A 21,059-nucleotide genomic window follows, 5' to 3' on the forward strand; every position below is an offset into this window, starting at 1 on the left:
TCAGGGTTGCGGCTGCTCGCGCTCGGCCAGCTCTGCCAGCGTGGCCTGTGCTTCTTCGAGCAGGTCTTCATCGCCGCTGGCATGCGCCATGGCCACGCGCTGCTGCAGCAGGCTGCGCGCCAGGGCGCTGTCGCCGGCCTCGTGCGCGAGCACGCCCAGCTGGAACAGGGTATCGAGCACGATGCCGTCGTCCTTGAGGGCCTGGCCCAGCGCCAGGCGCTGCTGCAGGTGGCGCTGCGCCTGGGCCAGGTCGCCCAGTTCGTAGGCGTTCTGCGCCAGGTTGTTGATCAGCCCGGAAAGACGTGCATCGACATCGGAGCCGAAGGCCCTGCGGGCATCGGCCAGCAACTGCTGGTTGTGCGCCAGTGCCTCGGCAAAGCGCCCGGCCTCGTGCAGCGCATAGCCGATCTCTTCGCGGATGCCCAGCTTCTGCTCGGCGCTCAGCGTGGCGCCTTCGTGGTCGGCCCAGTGGGCCGACTGGCGCAGGTGCTCGATGGCGGTGTCGTACTCTTCGGACTGCAGGGCCGACTCGCCGATGGCGTAGTGCTGCTCGTAGCGGTCCGTGGGCGTGAGGTCCGACAGGGCGCTGCGGATGGCCAGGGCGCGCAGCCCCAGCGGCAGACCCTCGTCGTCCATCTGGCGCTTGGAGTACACGATGAACTGCAGCCAGAGCAACTGGGCCAGTTCGGAGGACTCGGCACCCAGGCCTTCGGCCAGCGGGCGCAGGGCGGCCAGGTCGGCCGACATGGCCGAGCCGCTGAACATGGCCTCGGCGTCGTACACGGTATCGCGCAGCGGATTGAAGCGCCGCGCGAACTCTTGTGCGGAATCGGTGAATGCCATGGTGGCCTGCGCGCGATCAGTCGGCCAGTGCGCGGGTGACCACCTCGCGCACGTCGTTGCTCAGGTCCGGGCGCGTGGCCACGCGGGCGATGGCTTCGCGGGCCGCCGTGCGCCAGGGTTCGGCCAGCTTCTTCCAGCGGTCGAGCGCGCGCGCCAGGCGGGCGGCCACCTGCGGGTTGATGGCGTCGAGCTCGATCACGCGGTCGCTCCAGAACACATAGCCTGCCGCATCGGTGCGGTGGAAGGCGCCGGGGTTGGCACTGCAGTAGCTGAAGATCACGCTGCGCGCGCGGTTCGGGTTCTTGAGGCTGAAGTCCGGGTGCTGCATGAGCTGGCGCACGGCAGGCAGCACGTTGCCGCCCTTGTCGGGCGCGCCGGCCTGCAATGCAAACCACTTGTCGATGACCAGGGGCTCGTCCTTGAACAGGGCATGGAAGCGCGCCAGTGCAGGCGCTGCCAGCGCACTGCCGCTGGCCACCAGGGCCGTGAGCGCGTTGAAGCGGTCGGTCATGTTGCTGGCCACCTTGAAGCGCTGGTAGGCCTTGCCGGGCCACACCTCGTCGCCCGTGCGCTGGGCGGCGATGCACAGCATGTGCAGCGCCATGCCGCTGAGCGAGCGGCGGCCCGACGAAACCGGGTCGGGGCTGTAGCCGCCGGTGTCCTGGTTCTGCTCCCAGGCCCATTCCCAGTCGGCCTGCAAGGCCATGGCCAGTTGTGCGCGCATGCCTTCGCGCACGGCGTGGATGCGCTGCGGGTCCACCACGTCGAGCTGTTCGGCGATGTAGGTCTCGGACGGCAGGGTCAGCACCAGCTCCTTGAACGCCGCATCCAGCGCCGGGTTGCGCAGCACGCTGCGCAGCGCATCGACCACGGCGGCGGGCAGGATGTCGCCGCTGGCGGGGCCGCTGCCGGTGATGGCATGGATGGCCGTGCGCAGCGCCAGGCGCTGGCCGGCCTCCCAGCGGTTGAAGGCATCGGTGTCGTTGGCCAGCAGGGTGAGCAGCTGTTCGTCGGTGTAGCCGATGTCCAGCACCACGGGGGCGCTGAAATCGCGCAGCAGCGAGGGCACGGGCTCGGCGTCGAGCCCGGTGAACACCAGGGTCTGGCTGGCTTCGGTCAGCACCACGGTGCGCGATGGCGCGCCGGCCGTGTCTTCGCCCTGCAGTTGCAGGGGCAGGGCGGCGCCGTCGTGCGTGAGCAGGCCCAGGCCGACGGGGATCACGAAGGGCAGCTTCTCGGCCTGGCCGGGCGTGGGGGCGCAGCTTTGCGCCAGGGTCAGCGTGTAGGTGCGCGCGGTGGCATCGTAGCTGCCCGTGGCCTTCACGCGGGGCGTGCCGGCCTGGCTGTACCAGCGCTTGAACTGGGGCAGCAGGCGCGCCAGGTCGCTGGCGGGGTTGGCATCGGCAATCGCCTGGGCGAAATCGTCGCAGGTCACGGCCTGGCCGTCAAAGCGCTCAAAATACAGTTTCATGCCCTTGGCAAAGCCTTCGCGGCCCACCAGGGTGTGCATCATGCGCACCACCTCGGCACCCTTTTCGTAGATGGTGACGGTGTAGAAGTTGTTGATCTCGATGTAGCTGTCGGGCCGCACCGGGTGGGCCATGGGGCCCGCGTCCTCGGGGAACTGCGCGGTGCGCAGCACGCGCACGTCCTCGATGCGCTTGACGGCACGGGCCGAGGGGCTGCCGGCCAGGTCCTGGCTGAACTCCTGGTCGCGGAACACGGTGAGGCCTTCCTTCAGGCTCAGCTGGAACCAGTCGCGGCAGGTGACGCGGTTGCCCGTCCAGTTGTGGAAGTACTCGTGGCCGACCACGCTCTCGATGTTGGCGAAGTCCACGTCGGTCGCGGTCGATTCGCTGGCCAGAACATACTTGGTGTTGAAGATGTTCAGGCCCTTGTTCTCCATGGCGCCCATGTTGAAGTCGCTGGTGGCGACGATCATGAAGCGCTCCAGGTCCAGCGGCAGGCCAAAGCGCGCCTCGTCCCAGGCCACGCTGGCCATCAGCGAGTTCATGGCGTGCTCGGTCTTGCCCAGGTCGCCCGGGCGCACGTAGACCTGCAGCAGGTGGTCGGTGCCGGCGCGGGCGCGGATCTTCTGCTCGCGCGCCACCAGCTTGCCCGCCACCAGGGCGAACAGGTAGCAGGGCTTCTTGTGCGGGTCCACCCATTGGGCGAAGTGGCGGCCGTCTTCCAGGTCGCCGCTGTCCACCAGGTTGCCGTTGGACAGCAGCACCGGGTACTGGGCCTTGTTGGCGCGCAGCGTGACGGTGTAGCTGGCCATCACGTCCGGGCGGTCCAGGAAGTAGGTGATGCGCCGGAAACCCTCGGCCTCGCACTGCGTGAAGAAGGTGCCCTGGCTCACGTAAAGGCCCATCAGGTGCGTGTTCTTGGCCGGGCAGCAGGTGGTGAAGATCTCGAGCGCGAAGGCATCCGTGCCGGTGGGCAGGTTCTCCAGCACCAGGCGCGAGCCCTCCATCTTGAACGAGGTGCCCTGGCCGTTGACCAGCACGCGCGCCAGGTTCAGGTCCTCGCCGTCGAGCTTCAGGGGCTGCTCGGCCACGTCGGGGTTGCGGCGCAGCGTCATGCGGTTGAGCACGCGCGTCTTGGCGGGGTCCAGGTCGAAGGTCAGCTCGACGCTGTCGATCCAGTAGGCGGGGGCGGTGTAGTCCTCGCGGCGGATGGCGAGGGCCGGTCCCGCGCCGCTGGCGTCTGCGTTAGGCGATGGCAACATGGATGCGCTCCAGAAAGTCGGTGTTCATGAGTTCGTGGTAGTCACGCACGGCGGCCAGCACATGCGGGCCCGCCAGTTCCTGCGCGCTGTGGGTGCTGCACACGGCCACGGCATGCATGCCCGCGCGGCGCGCGGCCTCGATGCCGAAGGGGGCGTCTTCAAACACGATGCAGCGCTCGGGCGCGGCACCGATGCGGCGCGCCGCTTCGAGAAAAATCGCTGGCTGGGGCTTGCCAGGCAGGCCCTCGTCGCCGCGCACGATGGTCAGCGGCTCGGGCTCCATGCCAAGGCGCGACATGGCGAAGGCCACGTTGTGGATGTCGCCCGCTGTGCCCACCGCCAGCTTGAGGCCGCGCACCGAGGCGTTTGCCGCAAATGCGCGAAAGCCCGCCACCTCGGCAAACGAGGGGCCGAACAGCCCGCGGTAGATGTCTTCCTTCTCGCGCGTGAGCGCGTCGGCTTCGGCCTGCTCGACCTCGCGCTGCAGCAGCTCGCGGATGCACTCGGTGCCATTGCGGCCCGTGGTGCGGGCCATCAGGTCGGGCACGTCGATGGCCATGCCGCGGCGCCGCGTGAACTCGACCCAGGCCTTGGCGTGCCAGGGCATGGAGTCGATCATCGTGCCGTCCATGTCGAAGATGAAGGCCTCTACGGCAATCGGGCTGCCGCGCGGGGCCGTGGCTTCGACGGTGGTGGCGGCTGCTGCGTCGCGCTGCATCACACGCCCTGCTTGAGCGAGGCTTCGATGAAGGCGTCCAGGTCGCCGTCCAGCACCTTTTGCGTGGCCGAGATTTCCACCCCGGTGCGCAGGTCCTTGATGCGGCTGTTGTCCAGCACGTAGCTGCGGATCTGGTGGCCCCAGCCCACGTCGGTCTTGGTGTCCTCGAGCTTTTGCTGCTCTTCCTGGCGCTTGCGCATCTCGTGGTCGTACAGGCGCGAGCGCAGGCGCTGCCAGGCGATGTCGCGGTTGCCGTGCTGGCTGCGGCCGTCCTGGCACTGCACCACGATGCCGGTGGGGATGTGGGTCAGGCGCACGGCCGAGTCGGTCTTGTTGATGTGCTGCCCGCCCGCGCCCGATGCGCGGTAGGTGTCGGTGCGCACGTCGGCCGGGTTGATGTCGATCTGGATCGAGTCATCGATCTCGGGGTAGACGAACAGGCTGGCAAAGCTGGTGTGGCGCCCGCCCGACGAGTCGAACGGCGACTTGCGCACCAGGCGGTGCACGCCGGTCTCGGTGCGCAGCAGGCCGTAGGCGTACTCGCCCTCGACCTTGATCGTGGCGCTCTTGAGGCCGGCGATGTCGCCCGGGGTTTCTTCCTCGACCGTGGTCTTGAAGCCCTTGCGTTCGGCGTACTTGAGGTACTGGCGCAGCAGCATGCCGGCCCAGTCGCAGGCCTCGGTGCCGCCGGCGCCGGCCTGGATGTCGACAAAGCAGTTGAGCGGGTCGGCCTCGTGGCGGAACATGCGGCGGAACTCAAGCTGCTCGATCTCGGGCTGCAGCTTGGCGGTCTCGGCCTCGATGGTCAAGAGGCCGTCTTCATCGCCGTCTTCCTTGCTCATGTCATAGAGCTCGGTGTTGTCGGCCAGCTCGCGCGTGAGTTTTTCCAGCGTGAGCACCACGCCGTCCAGCGACTTCTTCTCTTTGCCCAGTTCCTGGGCTTTTTTCGGATCGTTCCAGACCGAGGGGTCTTCGAGCGATGCGTTGACGGTTCTCAGGCGTTCGAATTTGGCATCGAAGTCAAAGATACCTCCGTAACTCTTGCGTGCGCACGGTTAGGTCGCTCAAGGTGTTGCCGATGAGGTTGATGCGTTCTGCGTCCATGGTGGTGTCCTGGTAGGTGTGTTCTGTAGAGGGTGACAAGGCTGAACAGGTCCCGCGTGCACCGCGCTGGGGTGCGCACGCAAGGGGATGGCCCGCACCGGGGCGGGGTGGTTCAGCATCGCCCGAATCTGCCATTTTCTCATGGATGGGCATGGGGGCCGGCAATGCCCCTTGCCCTCGTGAAAACAGCCTCAGAACAGTACGCAGGACCGATCAGGAAGACAGGTGCTCTTCGATCAACCGCGCCACCGCTTCGGGCTGGTCATGGTGCAGCATGTGGGCGGCGTCCTGCACCACGGCCGTGCGGCAGTCGCGCACGTGGGTCAGGCGCTGGTGGTATTCAGGAAGGGCGTAGCGGCCCTTCCACCACTGGCCCAGGCTGTCGTCGCTGGCCTCCACGGCCAGCACTGGGGCGGCAATGCGCTCGTACAGCGCCAGGGCTTCGTCCAGCCGGTACAGCTGCGAGCTGGTGATCTTGTGCGCCGGGTCGCCCAGGATCTCCCAGCGGCCCTCCCCATTCGGCTCGGCCCAGTGCCGGGCCAGCCAGTCGGCCTTGTCCTGCGACAGGCGCGGGTTGGTCTTCATCAGGCGCTGGGCCACGCCGTCCACGCCGTCGTAGGCCTTGAGGGCCATGTCGCCCGTCTGCAGCTTCTTGATCTCGTCGATCCACTGGGCATAGCGCTTGGGCGCCTGGTCGGGTTTGGTGGCGGGCATGCCGAAGCCCTCCAGGTTGACCAGGCGGCGGATGCGCTCGGGCCGCACCCCCGCATACATCATGGCCACGTTGCCGCCCATGCTGTGGCCGACCAGGTCAACGGGCTGGTCGCCCACGTAGTGGTCGAGCAGCAGATCCAGGTCGGCCAGGTAGTCGGGAAAGGTGTAGTGGTCGCAGGGCGTGGGCAACTTGCTCAGGCCGAAGCCGCGCCAGTCGGGCGCGATGATGTGCCGGCCATCGGCGAAGGCGGCCGAGAAAGCATCCACCACGAACTGGTAGGAGGCGCCCACGTCCATCCAGCCATGCACCATGACCAGCGGGGTCCTGGTCTTGTCCAGCGAGACCTCGCCCCAGTGGCGGACGTGGTAGTTCAGGGTGCGGATGGGGACGAACTCGCTGCGCGAGGTGCGGACGGTGGAATACATGGAGGAAGCGAGGTGAAAGGGTGAACAGGCGGTGCTGCTATGGTACGTCGGTAGCCCGGCGACCGTGGCCGCAGGGTTGTCGCCTTGGCGCCTGCCGGGCCATGGGTATGGAAATTGCTGAGCTTGATGCAAATCAAAGCCGCATGCCTTGACGCATGCCGCGCCCCACCCACGCCGAGGTCCTGCCTGATGGTTCCCATGTCTGCCCTGTCCCTGGATCTGTCGGCGCTGCAGCAGCGCCAGGTCTTCACGTCGGACCTGCGGGTGGACTCCCATGACCTGGTGGCCCGCGAGTTCTCGGACCATGGGCTGAAATGGTGCGGCGGGCCGGTGGCCACCTCGCTGTCCAAGGTGCGCGTGCGCCAGCTGCAGCTGTTCATGCTGCAATACGGTGCGGAGGTTGAAATCCGCCCGCGCCCCTTCGACGACTTCGTGCTGGTGCACCTGTCGCTCTCGGGCACGGCCGAGATGGTGTCCGACGGCGTGCCCATCCGCCTGCCCGCCGGCGCCGCCGCGCTGATCGCGCCGCGCCACAACCTGCACATGCGCTGGCAGCAGGGCGCGCGCCAGCTCATCCTCAAGGTGCCGTGCCAGTTGCTGCGCGCCTGGGCGCCCGAGTCACTGGTGGGCGATTCGACCTTCGTGCACCCGCTGCTGCCGCTGAGCGCAGGGCAGGGCCAGCAGTGGCACTTCCTCATGCAGTCGCTGCTGCACGTCAGCCAGCAGGTGGTGGAAAGCACCGCGCATGCGCGCTGGGTGGACCACATGGAAAGCAACGTGGCGCTGTTCCTGGCCTCGTGCGCGCAGAGCGTGCCGGTGCCTGCGGCGCCCGTGGTGCCCCTGCTCGACGGGGGCACCGGCAGCCCTCTGCAGGCCACCCACGGGGATGTGCGCCGCCTCGACCGGCTCGATGCCTACATGCGCAGCCGCCTGTGCGCGCCCGTGGCGCTCGAAGACCTGGCGCGTGCCGCCGGTGTCAGCGTGCGCGGCCTGAACATGCTGTGCCAGCGCCACCATGGCGAATCGCCCATGGCGCTGCTGCGCAACATGCGGCTCGATGCGGTGCGCGCACGCCTGCAAGAGCGCCCCGGCCACTGCGTGACCGACGCGGCGCTGGAGTTCGGCTTCGGCCATCTGGGGCGCTTTTCGAGCTATTACCGCGAACGCTTTGGCGAACTACCGAGCCAGACTGCCGGTAGCTGAAGCCTCCCACTTCCTCAGCCTGTTGCGGGCGCCGCACCGTGTGGGCAGGTGCGACTGCCATCTGCCGTCGATCCGTTCCCTATTTCCTGAATTTGCCAGAACCGGACAGGCGTTGACCTGCGTCTGCCAATACTGGATAGCGGGGCAGGGCGCTGGTTTCTAGCATGGAGGCATACCAATCGAAGAGGTCTTGCCCATGTCCGAAACCACCGTTGTCGCTGTTGCGCCGCCCGTCTCGCTCAAGGCGCAGCGGCAGGTGCATTTTCCGCAGCCCGATGGCTCCAGCGTGCCCTACCGGGTGTTCAGCTCGCAGGAGGTGTACGAGCGCGAGCAGGAGCGCATCTTCCGCGGCCCGGTGTGGAGCTTTCTGGGGCTGGAGGCCGAGATCCCGGACCTGGGCGACTTCAAGTCCACCTTCGTCGGCGATACCCCTGTAGTCGTTACGCGCACGGCCGAGGGGCTGGCCTGCTGGGTCAACCGCTGCGCTCACCGCGGCGCCATGGTGTGCCGCGAAAAGCGCGGCAACGCCGCCAGCCATACCTGCGTGTACCACCAGTGGAGCTTTGCCGCCAACGGCGACCTGCAGGGCGTGCCGTTTCGCCGCGGCCAGAAGGGCATGGTCGGCATGCCCAAGGATTTCAAGACCGAAGAGCACGGCCTGCAGAAGCTGCGCGTGGACAGCTACAAGGGCCTGCTGTTCGCCACCTTCAGCGACGAGACGCCGCCGCTGCCCGAGTACCTGGGCGAGCAGATGCGCCCGTGGATCGACCGCATCTTCCACAAGCCCATCGAGTACCTGGGCTGCACGCGCCAGTACTCCCAATCGAACTGGAAGCTGTACTTCGAGAACGTCAAGGACCCTTACCACGCCAGCCTGCTGCACCTGTTCCACACCACCTTCAACATCTTCCGCGTGGGGATGAAGGCGCGCTCCATCCCCGATGCGAACCACGGCCTGCACAGCATCATCACCGTGACCAAGCCCGAGGTGGAGACGGACACCGCTGCCGCCTACAGCGCGCAGAACATCCGCTCCATGGACGAAGGCTTCGAACTCGAAGAGCCTGCGCTGCTCGGCCAGATCCAGGAGTTCGATGAGATGACCACCAACCACATCCAGCCGATCTTTCCGCAGCTGGTGGTGCAGCAGATCCACAACACGCTGGTGGCGCGCCAGTTGCTGCCCAAGGGGCCGGGAAACTTCGAGCTGGTGTTCCATTTCTTCGGCTATGCCGACGACACGCCCGAGCTGCGCGAGCTGCGCATGCTGCAGGCCAACCTGGTGGGCCCCGCGGGCTACATCTCGATGGAAGACACCGAGGCCACCGAGCTGGTGCAGCGCGGCACGGCGCGCGACGGCGACAAGCACTCCTACATCGCCATGGCGCGCGAGGCGCCCGAGCAGATGGACACCGTGATCACCGAGAACCTGATCCGCCGCTTCTGGGTGGGCTACCAGGGACTGATGGGCTACTGAGGCACCGCACACCATGACCACGATGACACCCCCCATCGCCCCCATCGGCATCAGCCGCCAGGAGCGCCTGCAGCTGTGGACCGAACTGCTGGAGCTGCAGCACCGCTACGTGAGCGCGCTGGACAACAACCGCCTCGAAGAGTGGCCCGGCTTCTTCGTCGAGGAAGGCCGCTACGAAATCATCCCCAAGGAGAACTTCGACGCCGGCTTTCCCGCACCCATCATGTACTGCCGCAATGCCGGCATGCTGCGCGACCGCGTGCTCTCCCTGCGCAACGCCAACATCTTCGAAGACCACGTGTACCGCCACAGCACCTCGGGGCTGGTGATCACGGCCGTGAAGGACGGCGTGGTGCACACGCAGTCGAGCTACGTGGTGGTGATCACCGGCACGGCTGGCGAGTCCAGCGTCTACCAGGCCGGCACCTACCTCGACGAGGTGGTGCTGCACGAAGGCGAATGGCGTTACCGCAGCAAGCGCGTGGTCTACGACACCTCGCGCGTGGCCACCTTGCTGGCCACGCCCATCTGAGGACCAGCGCCATGCAGACAACGACCGACAAGGCACTGGAACAGGGCGCGGTGGACACCGCCGACGCTGCTGCTGCTGCAGCAGCAATGGTGGCAGCCTGGCACGACGTGGGCGAGCCCGAGGATTTTCCGGACGGCGCCGTCTGGCCCGTGGTGGTGGACGGCCTGCCCGTGGCGGTGTTCCGCGATGGGGAGGGCCTCTTCGCCCTGTACGACCTGTGCACCCACGGCGCCGCCAAATTGTCCGACGGCTGGGTGGAAGACGGCTGTGTGGAATGCCCCTTGCATCAGGGCACCTTCGACATCCGCACGGGGGCGCCTTGCAAGGCGCCTGTCACCGAAGCGGTGCGCACGTTCCCGGTGCGCGTGGTGGCAGGGCGGGTCGAAGTGGGGCTCTGAGCCTCCGCACCCGCAGCGCTCTTGGTTCTGGTTTTTCCCTTTTGTTGATGGATAAGGATTGAAGATGGCACAACTCTCCCGCACCTCGCTTCGCAACCGGCTGGGCGCAGCCGCCCTGGCCACCCTGGCCGCCTGCGCAAGCTTCACGGCGGCGGCCCAGCAGGGCCCCATCAAGGTCGGCATGGCGCTCGACATCTCGGGCCCGTTCGCCGGCCCCGGTGCCGATGCGCGCGATGGCTTCAACCTGGCCATCAAGCAACTCGGTGGCAAGCTCGGCGGCCAGCCGGTGGAGTTCGTGCAGACCGACATGGCCGGCAGCCCCGACCAGGCCAAGCAACTGGTCGACCGCTTTGTGCAGCGCGAGAAGATCGACCTGTTCACGGGGCCCATCGCCTCCAACGTGGCGCTGGCTGTGGCGCCCACGCTGTTCGCGGCCAAGGTGCCCTACCTGTCGAACAACGCCGGCCCGAGCCAGTTGGCCGGCGCGCAGTGCAATGCCTACTTCTTCGGCACCGCCTACCAGAACGACCAGTACCACGAGGCCGCGGGTCAGTTCGCGGCCGACCGCGGCTTTGGCCGCATGGTGCTCATCGCCCCCAACTACCCCGCCGGCAAGGATGGCCTGACGGGCTTCAAGCGCAAGTTCAAGGGCACGGTGGTCGACGAGATGTACACCAAGGTCGGCCAGATCGACTACGCGACCGAGCTCGCGCAATTGCGCGCCGCCAAGCCCGAGGCCGTGTACTTCTTTTTGCCCGGTGCCATGGGCATCAACTTCATCAAGCAGTTCGTGGGCGCCGGGCTGTCCAAGGACATCATGCTGGTGACCAGCGGTTTCTCGGCCGACGAGGACATCATCGGCGCGGTGGGCGAACCCATGCTGGGCCTGTTCAACACCTCGCACTGGGCGCATGACCTGGACAACGCGGCCAACAAGGCCTTCGTGGCCGCCTTCCGCAAGGAATATGGCGGGCGCTACCCCTCCATCTACGCCGCGCAGGCCTTCGACGTGATCAGCGCCATGGACTCGGCCGTCAAGGCCGTGGGCGGCAAGGTGGCCGACCGCGATGCGCTGGTCAAGGCCCTGGCCAAGGCGCAGTTCCCCTCGGTGCGCGGCAGCTTCCGCTATGCCAACAACCACTACCCGGTGCAGAACTTCTACCTGCGCACCATCGGCAACAACGCCGAGGGCCGCGTGACCAACAAGACCATCAAGACGGTGCTCGAAAACTACGGCGACGCATTCTCCGCCCAGTGCCCACTGAAGTGACCTTGCCACCATTGCCCCTGCGCAGCCCCTTCACGCCATGAATCCGATCCTCGTCATCGAACAACTGCTCAACGGCGCGGGCTACGGGCTCATGCTTTTCCTGATCGCCGCAGGCCTGACCCTGGTCTTCGGGATCATGGACGTGATGAACCTCTCGCACGGCTCGCTGTTCATGGTGGGCGCTTACGTGGCGGCCACGGTGCACGTGCACAGCGGCTCGTTCGCTGGGGCGGTGCTGGTGGCGATGGCCGCCACGGTGCTGGTGTCCGTGCTGCTGGAGGTGACGCTGATGCGCCGCCTCTACGGGCGTGACCACCTGGCCCAGGTGCTGGCCACCTTCGGCGTGATCCTCGTGGCCGACGATGCGGTGAAGATGATATGGGGCCCGTCGCCCGTGATGGCGCCCACGCCCGCCCTGCTGTCGGGCCCGGTGGAGCTGTTCGCCGGCCTGCCTTACCCCTCGTACCGGCTGGTGGTGCTGGCGGCCGGGGTGCTGGTGGCGGGCCTGTTGTACCTGCTGGTCAACCACAGCCGTGTGGGCATGCTGGTGCGTGCGGGGGCTTCGGACCGGTGGATGGCCGAGCTCATGGGGGTGCGCGTCAAGCGCGTGTTCAGCGGCATCTTCGTGCTCGGTGCGGCGCTGGCGGCCCTGGCAGGCGCCCTCATGGGCCCGCTGATGGCGGTGCAGGTGGGCATGGGCGAGGCCATCCTGATCCCGGCGCTGGTGGTCATCGTCATCGGGGGCATCGGCTCGGTGCGCGGGGCCTTCGTGGCTGCGCTGCTGGTGGGGCTGGTGGACACCATCGGCCGCGCCTTCTTGCCGCTGCTGCTGCGCGCCACCCTGCCGCCCGCCGTGGCCGCCGACCTGGGCCCGCTGTGCGCCGAAGTGGCCATGTACGCCCTGATGGCGGCGGTGCTGAGCTTTCGCCCTGCGGGGCTGTTTTCTGCCAAGGCCTGAGCCACCATGTCCGCTTCCCTGACTTCTTACCTGCCTGAGGACTCCGCCGTGCCGCCCTGGCGCGGCGCAGTGCTGCCGCTGGCCTTGCTGGTGGCTCTGGCGCTGTTTCCGCTGGTGGCTTCGGCCCTGGGCCTGGATTTCTACATTGGCTTCGTGCGCCGGGTGCTGGTGGTGGCGCTGGCCGCCGCCAGCCTGAACTTCATCATGGGCTTTGGCGGCATGGTGGCGCTGGGGCATGCGGGCTTCGTGGGCGTGGGCGCCTATGCGGTGGTGGTGCTCAGCGATGCAGGCGCCACCTCGGCCTGGGTCGTCTGGGGCGCTGCCATGGCGGCTGCCGCGCTGTTGGCGGCGCTGGTGGGCGCCATCTCGCTGCGCACCAAGGGCGTGTACTTCATCATGATCACGCTGGCCTTTGCGCAGATGCTGTACTTCGTGTTCGTCTCGCTGCGCAGCTATGGCGGCGACGACGGCTACAGCCTGCCCCTGCGGCCCACGCTGGGCCTGGGCCTCGATGTGATGCACGAGCCCACGCTGTACTGGGTGGTGCTGGCCCTGGTGGCGCTGGTGCTGTGGTGGCTGGACCGGGCCACGGCCTCGCGCTTCGGTGCGGCGCTGGCGGGCATCCGCGACAACGAGACCCGCATGCGCGCCCTGGGCTACCCGGTGTACCTGCTGCAACTGGCGGCCTTCACGCTGGCCGGTGCCATTGCCGGCCTGGCGGGCGCGCTGCTGGCCACGGGCAACAGCTTCGTGAGCCCGTCGATGATGCACTGGACGCAATCGGCCACCTTGATCGTGATGGTCGTCATCGGCGGCCTGGGCCGGCGCTGGGGTGGCCCGGTGGGCGCAGCCGTCTGGCTTGCGCTCGAAGAGGTGCTCAAGCTCAACACCGACTACTGGCACATGCCGCTGGGCGTGTTGTTGATCGCCACGGCGCTGTATGCGCCCAAGGGCCTGGCCGCGCTGGCAGACCTGCGCACAAGGAGGGCTACGCGATGAGCCTCTTTCAAGTGCAGGGCCTGGTCAAGCGCTTTGGCGGCCTGCTGGCCACCGACCATGTGGATCTCTCGGTGGCGCATGGCGAGGTGCATGCCCTGATCGGCCCCAACGGCGCGGGCAAGACCACACTGGTCAACCAGATCTCGGGCCTGCTGCAGCCTGACGCGGGGCGGGTGCTGCTTGATGGCGCCGACATCACCGCGCTGCCCATGCACCGCCGCGTGGCCAAGGGGCTGTCGCGCTGCTTTCAGGTGACGCGCGTCTTTCCGCAGCAGAGCGTGCGCGACAACCTGCTGCTGGCCGTGCAGGCGCACAGCGGGTCGAGCTTTCGCTTCATGCAGCCGCGTTCGCAGGCCCATGGTCTGTACGAGGCCGCTGACCGGCTCGCCGAGCGCGTGGGGCTGCAAGCCAGCATGGGCGAGACCGCCGGAGCCTTGCCGCATGGCGCGCAGCGCACGCTGGATGTGGCGCTGGCGCTGGCCTCGGCCCCCAAGCTGCTGCTGCTGGACGAGCCCATGGCCGGCATGGGGCCGGACGAATCGCTGCAGATGGTGCAGCTCATCGAAACCCTGCGCAAGGACATGGCGGTGCTGCTGATCGAGCATGACATGGAGGCCGTGTTCCGCCTGGCCGACCGCATCTCGGTGCTGGTCTATGGCCGGGTGCTCACTGCCGGCACGCCCGACGAGATCCGCAACAACGCCGAGGTGCAGGCCGTGTACCTGGGCACCGAGACCCTGGAGACGACCCCATGAGCGCGCCCGAACCCTTGCTGAGCTGCCAGGGCCTGGAGGCTGGCTATGGCGTGAGCCAGGTGCTCTTCGGCATCGACCTGGCCATCGCTGCAGGCGAGGTGGTGTCCCTGCTCGGCCGCAACGGCATGGGCAAGAGCACCACCATCAAGACCCTGGTGGGTGCGCTGCGCCCCACGGCCGGGGGAATCCGCTTTGCCGGCCAGGCCACCGGCCAACTCAAGAGCGACGCCATCGCCCGCCTGGGCCTGGCCATCGTGCCCGAGGGGCGCCACGTGTTCCCCAACCTCACGGTGCGCGAGCATCTGCTGGCCTTTGCCGACCACCGCAACGGCCTGCGCGATGCCTGGGACATCGAGCGCATCTACGGCGTGTTCCCGCGCCTCCAGGAGCGCCAGAACCACCTGGGCAACCAACTCTCGGGTGGCGAGCAGCAGATGCTGGCCATCGGCCGGGCGCTGTCGACCAACCCGCGCCTGCTCATCCTGGACGAGGCCACCGAGGGCCTGGCCCCTGTCATCCGCGAGCAGATCTGGCGCTGCCTGGCCACGCTCAAGGCCGCCGGTCAGACCATCCTGGTGGTCGACAAGTACGTGCACCGCCTGGTGGGCTTGGCAGACCGCCATGTGATCCTGGAGCGCGGGCGCGTGGTCTGGCAGGGTGATTCCGCCGCGCTCAATGCCGACCGCAGCCTGTGGTCCCGCTACCTCACCGTCTAGACCCTCAAAGGTTTCCCCATGCAGATGACCGAAGAGGCCGGCGCAGCCGTGGCCGACGCGCCCATGCACGCCATCACCTTGCTGCCGTCCGGCAAGACCGTCTCCAGCCCGGCGGGTGAAAGCGTGCTCGATGCCGCCCTGCGCCAGGGCATCTTGCTGCCGCACCAGTGCAAGACCGGCACCTGCGGCGCCTGCCGTGCCCGGGTGGTCGGTGGCAAGGCGGCGTGCCTGCCCGGCGCGCAGCCTGCAGCCCTGGCGCCGGACGAAGCCGGGCAGGGCGTATACCTGCTGTGCTGCACGCAGGCGGAAAGCGACCTGCGCATCGAATGCGCCGAGATCCCCCACATCCCCGGTATCGCCGTGCGCAAGCTGCCGGTGCGCGTGGTGGCGATGGAGCGCCTGGCGCCCGATGTCATGCGCGTGCAGCTGCAGCCCCCGGCAGGCCAGCAGCGCCTGCACTACGCCGCAGGCCAGTATGTGGACGTGCTGCTGCCCGGCAACCGCCGGCGCAGCTACTCGCTGGCCACGCGGGCCCGTGAGGGGCAGGAACTGCTGGAACTGCACATCCGCCATCTGCCGGGCGGCCTGTTCACCGACCAGGTGTTCGGCAAGCTGAAAGCCCGTGACGTGCTGCGAATCGAGGGGCCGTTCGGTACCTTCGGGATGCACGACCAGGGGTCTCTTGCGCCCGCCATCCTGCTGGCCAGCGGCACCGGCTTTGCACCCGTGAAGGCCCTGGTGGAGCAGCTGCTGGCCACCGGCAGCGAGCGCCGCGTGCATCTGTACTGGGGCGGCCGTGCGCGGGCCGACCTGTACCTGCACGGCCTGTGCCTGGAATGGGAGCAGGCCCTGCAGGGCCGCCTGAGCTATGTGCCCGTGCTGTCGGATGCGCCCGAAGCCGATGCCTGGGCCGGCCGTACCGGCTGGGTGCACCAGGCCGTGCTGCAGGACCATGCGGATCTGTCGCAGCACGAGGTGTATGCCTGCGGTGCTCCGGCCATGGTGGATGCGGCGCGGCGCGATTTTGCAGCCCTGGCCGGCATGCGGCCCACGGCGTTCTTTGCCGACGCCTTCGTGGCGCAGCCGGGTTGAGCCGGATTCAGTGCGGCTGGCCGTGCCGCTGGCGCGTGTCCGAAGGCGTCTCGCCAAAGCGTCGGCGGTAGCCCTCGGCAAAGTGACCCAGGTGAAAGAAGCCGTAGCGCGCCGCAATGTCCGAGACCTGCGGTGCGCGTTCTGACGTGGCAGGCTGCTGCAGTGCCGCGCGCGCGGCATCGAGCCGCAGCTCGCGCAGGAAGGCCATGGGGCTCTTGCCTGTGCATTGGGCAAAGGTCTGTTGCAGCGAGCGGGCGCTCACGCCCACATGCGCGCACACCTCGGCCAGGGTGATGGGCAGCTCCAGCCGGCTGTGCATGAACTCCTGCGCGCGCTTGACCACGCGCGGCAGCACCACGGGTGCGCTCCCCGGCATGGCCGTGCCGGCCGCCAGGGCCTGTGAATGGTTGTGTTGCGCGGACAGCAGCAGGCTGGTGAGCAGATGGTTCTCGGCCTGTTCGGCCAGCACCGGGTGGCCCAGCAGGAAGGCATTGGTCTCCACCGCCGAGCGCAGGTAGGCGATGAAGCTGGCCATGCCCATGAGCGCGGGCTGGGCCAGGTCCACCCCCAGCTCGAACACCAGCGGCTGCTGCACCGGTGCCTGCAACAGGGCCGACAGGCGGGTGTGCAAGGCCGCGCGGTCGATCTTGACGATGAACTGCGGGCTGTCTTCGTGCCAGCGCATGGACAGTGGCTCGGTGGGCGAGGGCAGCGAGGCCATGAGCGCATGCGACTCCACCGCCTGGCCGCCGCAGTGCACCGTGGCGCCACCGCGCAGCGGTATCTGCAGCAGGTAGAAACCGCCCAGGTGGCCGGGCTCGATGCGCACGGCCGGGCCGTACTGCACATAGTTCAGGCTGGCATCGCGGTGCAGTGGCACGCTGTGGTGGCAGGCATCGAGCTGCGCGCCCCGGTGCACGGTGGCCAGCTCGTGCGGGCAGAACACGCGGCCCACGAACTCGCGCGCCTCGTCCAGGTCGTGGCTGTCGAACAGGCGAAAGCGCTCCAGCGGTAGCGCGGTGCTGCTCTGCTGGGCGGGGTGCATGCGTTTCGGCCGGTGGGGTGTTGGTTCTTCTAGTGTCCTGTCCCGCAAATAAATGCCGATAAAACCGCGTCTTTCACGCCAGGGCTGCGTTGCAAATCCTCGCGATAGCTACGGCTATCGCTGCGGTTTGCGCCTTGCCCTGGCGCGAAATCCATCGGTTTTATTTTTGCCATCTATTTACGGGACAGAACACTCAGCAAGCACGAAACACGCCACGGCAGGGGCGCGAAAACATGCGTTTGCGGGATACACCCTGCGCTTTCGGGATGCGGACGCGCGGGCTGCTTGCCTATTCTTGTGCAGGCCCCGGGTGCTGCGCAAGAGCGTTAGCACCCGGGTGCACGGGGCGGATGTGACGGCGTGTTACCGCTGCTGCACCGCAACAGTCATTGCAAAAGCCACAGGAGTCAGCATGGTCCAGGGATTCGACAGCATGCGCGGCAAGAGCGCGATCGTGACCGGGGGCGCCACCCTCATCGGCGCCGGGGTGGTGCGTGCCCTGCACCAGGCTGGGGTGCGGGTGGTGGTGGCCGACATCAACGCCGAAGCCGGGCAGGCCTTGGCGGACGGGCTGGGTGAGGGAGTGCTGTTCAGCCGCACCGACATCACCGACGACGCCCAGGTGGCTGCCTGCGTGGCCCTGGCCGCCCAGCGCCACGGCGGGGTGAACTACCTGGTGAACCTGGCCTGCTCGTACCTGGACGATGGCATCGCCTCGCCGCGCGAGGACTGGCTGGCCTCGCTCAACGTCAACCTGGTCAGTGCGGTGATGGTGCTCAAGGCCGTGCGACCGCACTTCCAACAGGCCGGGGGCGGGGCGGTGGTCAACTTCACCAGCATCTCCTCGGGCGTGGCGCAGACCGGGCGCTGGCTCTACCCCGTGGGCAAGGCGGCCATGGTGCAGCTCACGCGCAGCATGGCCATGGACCTGGCGGGCGAGGGCGTGCGCGTGAACAGCGTTTCGCCCGGCTGGACCTGGTCGGCCATCATGGACCAGCTCACCGGCGGCGACCGTGCCAAGACCGACCGCGTGGCCGCACCCTTCCACCTGCTGCGCCGAGTCGGCGACCCGGCCGAGGTGGCCAATGTGGTGCTCTTCCTGTGCTCGGACATGGCCAGCTTCGTGACCGGTGCCGACTATGCGTGCGACGGCGGCTACTCGGCCATGGGGCCCGAGTCGCATGAGCCTGCCATTCCCAAACTCATGTCCTGAAGGAGCGCCACCATGACCAGAACCGTAGGCATCATCGGTGCCGGCTTTGCCGGCCTTTCCACCGCCAAGGTGCTGCGCGCCTTCGGCTTCGAGGTGACGGTGTTCGAGAAGGAGCCCGACGTGGGCGGCGTCTGGGCTGCCTCGCGCCGTTACCCGGGCCTGACCACGCAGAACCCGCGCACCACCTATGCGCTGTCGGATTTTCCGATGCCGGCCAGCTACCCCGAGTGGCCTTCGGGCCAGCAGGTGCAGGCCTACCTGCACTCGTATGCCGAGCACTTCGGCCTGGTGCCATTCCTGCGCATGTCCACCACCGTGGAGAGCGCGGTGCTCGATGAAGAGGCCGGCGTATGGACCGTGAAGGCGCGCCGCGCAGCGACCGGGCAGGGCGGCGCCCTGCCGGCCGAGGTGCACCGCTTCGACTACCTGGTGGTGTGCAACGGCATCTTCAGCGAACCGGCCGTGCCGCAGTACCCGGGCGCGGATGCCTTCGTGGCTGCGGGCGGGCGCGTGTGCCACACCAGCCAGTTCAACGATGCGGGCGAGGCGCGCGGCAAGCATGTGCTGGTGGTGGGCTACGGCAAATCGTCGTGCGACGTGGCCAATGCCATCGCGGCCGACAGCGCCAGCACCACGGTGCTCGCGCGCCAACTGATCTGGAAGATCCCGAAGAAGTTCATGAACGTTCTGAACTTCAAGTTCCTGCTGCTCACGCGCATGGGCGAGGCGCTGTTCAAGTACATCGAGCCCAAGGGCTTCGAGAAATTCCTGCACGGCCCGGGCCTGCCGGTGCGCAACTCCATGCTGGGCAGCGTGGAATCGGTGGTCACACGCCAGCTCAAATTGCGCGAGATCGGCCTGCACCCGGGCACGCCGCTCGAAACCATTGCGCGCAGCACCGTGAGCCTGGTGACCGACGGCTTCTACGAGAAGGTGGCGGCCGGCGAATTGGGTGTGCGCAAGGGCGTGAGCATCCGCACGCTGCAGCCCGGCCAGGCCGTGTTGAGCACTGGCGAGACGGTGCCCGCCGACATCGTGGTCTGCGGCACGGGCTGGCACCAGCAGGTGCCTTTCTTCGACAGCAGCGTGCTGCAGCGCGTGACCGATGCGCGCGGCAACTTCCGCCTGTACCGTTCGATTTTGCCGGTGGGCATGCCGCGCCTGGCGTTCAACGGCTACAACTCCTCGTTCTTCAGCCAGCTCAACTGCGAGATCGGCGCCCTGTGGCTGGCCAACCACCTGCGTGGCGGGCTGCAGCTGCCACCGCCGGACCAGATGAACGCGCAGATCGACCGGCGCCTGGCCTGGATGGAGGAGCGTACCGACGGCAAGCATTCCAAGGGTACCAACATCATCCCGTTCTCGGTGCACAACATCGACGAGTTGCTGCAGGACATGGGTTTGCCCCTGGGCGTGCTCACGCGCTTCAAGCAGTGGCTGGGGCCGGTGGACCCGTCCGACTATGCTGTGGTCACCCGCCAGTTGCTGGCGCGGCATGCGGGTGCACCCACCCCTGCTGGCGCGCCGCATGCCGTGCCCGGTGCTACCGCTTCCTGAGACCCCCACGAACCCAAGACCACAAGGACTCCCACCATGCCAGGACAATGGACCACGCTCGATGCCGCAGACGGCAGCGGCAGCTTTCGCGCCTACCTTGCCACCCCCGCCAGCGGCAGCGGCCCGGGGCTGGTGCTCGCGCAGGAGATATTCGGCGTGAACGCCACCATGCGCGATGTGGCCGACTACTACGCCGAAGAAGGCTATGTGGTGCTGGTGCCCGACCTGTTCTGGCGCCAGGAGCCGGCCGTGGAGCTCGATGCCGCCAACGACATGCCGCGTGCCTTTGGTCTCTACCAGGGCTTTGCCGAGGCCAAGGGCGTGCAGGATCTGCAGACGGCCATCTCGGCGCTGCGTGCGCGCCCCGAAGTCCGCACGCAGGGCGGCAAGGTGGGTGTGCTGGGCTTCTGCCTGGGCGGCAAGCTGGCCTACCTGGCGGCCTGCCGCACCGATGCCGACGTGGCGGTGGGCTACTACGGCGTGGGCATCGAGGCCGCGCTGGCCGAGGCCACGGACATCCAGTGCCGCCTGGTGCTGCACATCGCCGAGCTCGATGGCTTTTGCCCACCGCCCGCGCGCGAGGCCATCTTGCAGGCCCTGTCGGGCCGCGAGAACGTGGAGCTGTACGTCTACCCCGGCACCGACCATGCGTTTGCACGCGTGGGTGGCGACCACTTCCACAAGCCCTCGGCCCTCATGGCGCACCAGCGCAGCGTGGCCGCGTTGCGGCGCGCCATGGGCCCGCACTACGACCTGTCGGCCCTGTGGGACAAGCACTGCGAATACGAGTTCGCCACGCGCGACGTGGACGCCACCATGTCCACCATGGTGGCCGAGCCCTACGTGAACCACATCCCCACCATGACGGGCGGCGTGGGCCATCGCCACCTGCACGACTTCTACACGCGCCACTTCGTCAACAGCAACCCGCCCGATACCAGCCTCACGCCGATCTCGCGCACCGTCGGGGCCACGCAGGTGGTCGACGAAATGCTGTTTAGCTTCACCCACACCACCGAGATCCCCTGGATGCTGCCCGGCGTGGCGCCCACGGGCCGGCGCGTGGAGATACCGCTCTTGGCGGTGGTGAAGTTCCGCGGCGACAAGCTCTACCACGAGCACATCTACTGGGACCAGGCGAGCGTGCTGGTGCAGGTGGGCTTGATTGACCCCAAGGGCCTGCCCGTGGCGGGGGTGGAGACGGCGCGCAAGCTGCTCGACGAGACGCTGCCGTCGAATGGGCTGATGGCACAGTGACGCCTGCAGACTTTGCCGGCAACCCGTAAACTGCGCGGCTTGCCAACGGAG

At 67.8% G+C, this 21,059-nt stretch carries 19 protein-coding genes; 13 read left to right on the forward strand and 6 right to left on the reverse strand.

What is annotated here, in order from left to right; genetic code table 11:
* The 5 genes from U5N23_RS31065 to U5N23_RS31085 form a co-directional block, all read right to left on the reverse strand.
* Positions 1–843, reverse strand: a complete 843-nt coding sequence (locus U5N23_RS31065; RefSeq protein WP_322596520.1) for a tetratricopeptide repeat protein — start codon at positions 841–843, stop codon at positions 1–3.
* A 16-nt stretch (positions 844–859) separates the two neighbouring features.
* Positions 860–3,574, reverse strand: coding sequence for an aminopeptidase N (gene pepN / locus U5N23_RS31070; RefSeq protein WP_322596521.1), 2,715 nt, complete (start codon positions 3,572–3,574; stop codon positions 860–862).
* A complete protein-coding gene (locus tag U5N23_RS31075; RefSeq protein ID WP_322596522.1) occupies positions 3,558–4,292 on the reverse strand; it encodes an HAD family phosphatase in 735 nt (244 codons plus the stop codon). Before U5N23_RS31075 ends, pepN begins: the two co-directional genes overlap by 17 nt.
* Positions 4,292–5,396 (reverse strand): peptide chain release factor 2 gene (gene prfB / locus U5N23_RS31080; protein ID WP_322596523.1). Its coding sequence is split into 2 segments (ribosomal slippage): positions 4,292–5,314 and positions 5,316–5,396, totalling 1,104 coding nucleotides; the frame shifts between segments, so codons are not numbered across the junction. Before prfB ends, U5N23_RS31075 begins: the two co-directional genes overlap by 1 nt.
* Positions 5,397–5,609: 213 nt before the next feature.
* A complete protein-coding gene (locus U5N23_RS31085) occupies positions 5,610–6,536 on the reverse strand; it encodes an alpha/beta hydrolase (RefSeq protein ID WP_322596524.1) in 927 nt (308 codons plus the stop codon).
* Between the two features lie 198 nt (positions 6,537–6,734).
* Between U5N23_RS31085 and U5N23_RS31090 the strand changes: the two genes are divergently transcribed.
* From U5N23_RS31090 to U5N23_RS31135, 10 genes are all read left to right on the forward strand, one after another.
* Complete coding sequence (locus tag U5N23_RS31090) at positions 6,735–7,739, forward strand: AraC family transcriptional regulator (RefSeq protein ID WP_322596525.1); 1,005 nt, start codon at positions 6,735–6,737, stop codon at positions 7,737–7,739.
* Between the two features lie 196 nt (positions 7,740–7,935).
* Entirely contained in the window at positions 7,936–9,216 is a 1,281-nt protein-coding gene (andAc, locus tag U5N23_RS31095) for an anthranilate 1,2-dioxygenase large subunit AndAc (RefSeq protein ID WP_322596526.1), read from the forward strand.
* Positions 9,217–9,229: 13 nt separating this feature from the next.
* On the forward strand, positions 9,230–9,748 hold the full coding sequence (gene andAd, locus U5N23_RS31100; protein ID WP_322596527.1) for an anthranilate 1,2-dioxygenase small subunit AndAd: 519 nt from the start codon (positions 9,230–9,232) through the stop codon (positions 9,746–9,748).
* Positions 9,749–9,834: 86 nt separating this feature from the next.
* Positions 9,835–10,146 carry an anthranilate 1,2-dioxygenase ferredoxin subunit AndAb gene (gene andAb, locus U5N23_RS31105; protein ID WP_322596627.1) on the forward strand — a complete coding sequence of 104 codons (312 nt, stop codon included), beginning with the start codon at positions 9,835–9,837 and terminating at the stop codon, positions 10,144–10,146.
* Positions 10,147–10,210: 64 nt separating this feature from the next.
* Complete coding sequence (locus U5N23_RS31110) at positions 10,211–11,416, forward strand: ABC transporter substrate-binding protein (RefSeq protein WP_322596528.1); 1,206 nt, start codon at positions 10,211–10,213, stop codon at positions 11,414–11,416.
* A gap of 37 nt (positions 11,417–11,453) precedes the next feature.
* The gene (locus U5N23_RS31115; protein ID WP_322596529.1) at positions 11,454–12,374 is read left to right on the forward strand and encodes a branched-chain amino acid ABC transporter permease; all 921 of its coding nucleotides are present in this window, start codon (positions 11,454–11,456) and stop codon (positions 12,372–12,374) included.
* 6 nt (positions 12,375–12,380) lie between these two features.
* A complete protein-coding gene (locus tag U5N23_RS31120) occupies positions 12,381–13,373 on the forward strand; it encodes a branched-chain amino acid ABC transporter permease (RefSeq protein ID WP_322596530.1) in 993 nt (330 codons plus the stop codon).
* Complete coding sequence (locus U5N23_RS31125) at positions 13,370–14,128, forward strand: ABC transporter ATP-binding protein (RefSeq protein WP_322596531.1); 759 nt, start codon at positions 13,370–13,372, stop codon at positions 14,126–14,128. The genes U5N23_RS31120 and U5N23_RS31125 overlap by 4 nt, the downstream gene beginning before the upstream one ends.
* Positions 14,125–14,844: an ABC transporter ATP-binding protein gene (locus U5N23_RS31130; RefSeq protein ID WP_322596532.1), complete on the forward strand. Its 720-nt coding sequence runs from the start codon at positions 14,125–14,127 to the stop codon at positions 14,842–14,844. The genes U5N23_RS31125 and U5N23_RS31130 overlap by 4 nt, the downstream gene beginning before the upstream one ends.
* A gap of 18 nt (positions 14,845–14,862) precedes the next feature.
* Entirely contained in the window at positions 14,863–15,936 is a 1,074-nt protein-coding gene (locus U5N23_RS31135) for a CDP-6-deoxy-delta-3,4-glucoseen reductase (RefSeq protein ID WP_322596533.1), read from the forward strand.
* Positions 15,937–15,943: 7 nt separating this feature from the next.
* On the opposite strand, the gene U5N23_RS31140 is transcribed toward U5N23_RS31135, so the two are convergent.
* Entirely contained in the window at positions 15,944–16,981 is a 1,038-nt protein-coding gene (locus tag U5N23_RS31140; RefSeq protein ID WP_322596534.1) for an AraC family transcriptional regulator, read from the reverse strand.
* Positions 16,982–17,393: 412 nt separating this feature from the next.
* On the opposite strand from U5N23_RS31140, the gene U5N23_RS31145 reads away from it, so the two are divergent.
* Genes U5N23_RS31145 through U5N23_RS31155 form a run of 3 tightly spaced genes read left to right on the forward strand, consistent with a single transcriptional unit; the run spans position 17,394 to position 21,008 of the window.
* Positions 17,394–18,194 carry an SDR family oxidoreductase gene (locus U5N23_RS31145; RefSeq protein ID WP_322596535.1) on the forward strand — a complete coding sequence of 267 codons (801 nt, stop codon included), beginning with the start codon at positions 17,394–17,396 and terminating at the stop codon, positions 18,192–18,194.
* A gap of 12 nt (positions 18,195–18,206) precedes the next feature.
* On the forward strand, positions 18,207–19,751 hold the full coding sequence (locus U5N23_RS31150; RefSeq protein WP_322596536.1) for an NAD(P)/FAD-dependent oxidoreductase: 1,545 nt from the start codon (positions 18,207–18,209) through the stop codon (positions 19,749–19,751).
* A 36-nt stretch (positions 19,752–19,787) separates the two neighbouring features.
* Positions 19,788–21,008, forward strand: coding sequence for a dienelactone hydrolase family protein (locus U5N23_RS31155; RefSeq protein WP_322596537.1), 1,221 nt, complete (start codon positions 19,788–19,790; stop codon positions 21,006–21,008).
* Positions 21,009–21,059 lie beyond the last annotated feature (51 nt).

The sequence above is a fragment of the Acidovorax sp. genome, assembly GCF_034519795.1.
In the GTDB taxonomy this organism is placed as follows: Bacteria; Pseudomonadota; Gammaproteobacteria; order Burkholderiales; family Burkholderiaceae_C; genus Acidovorax.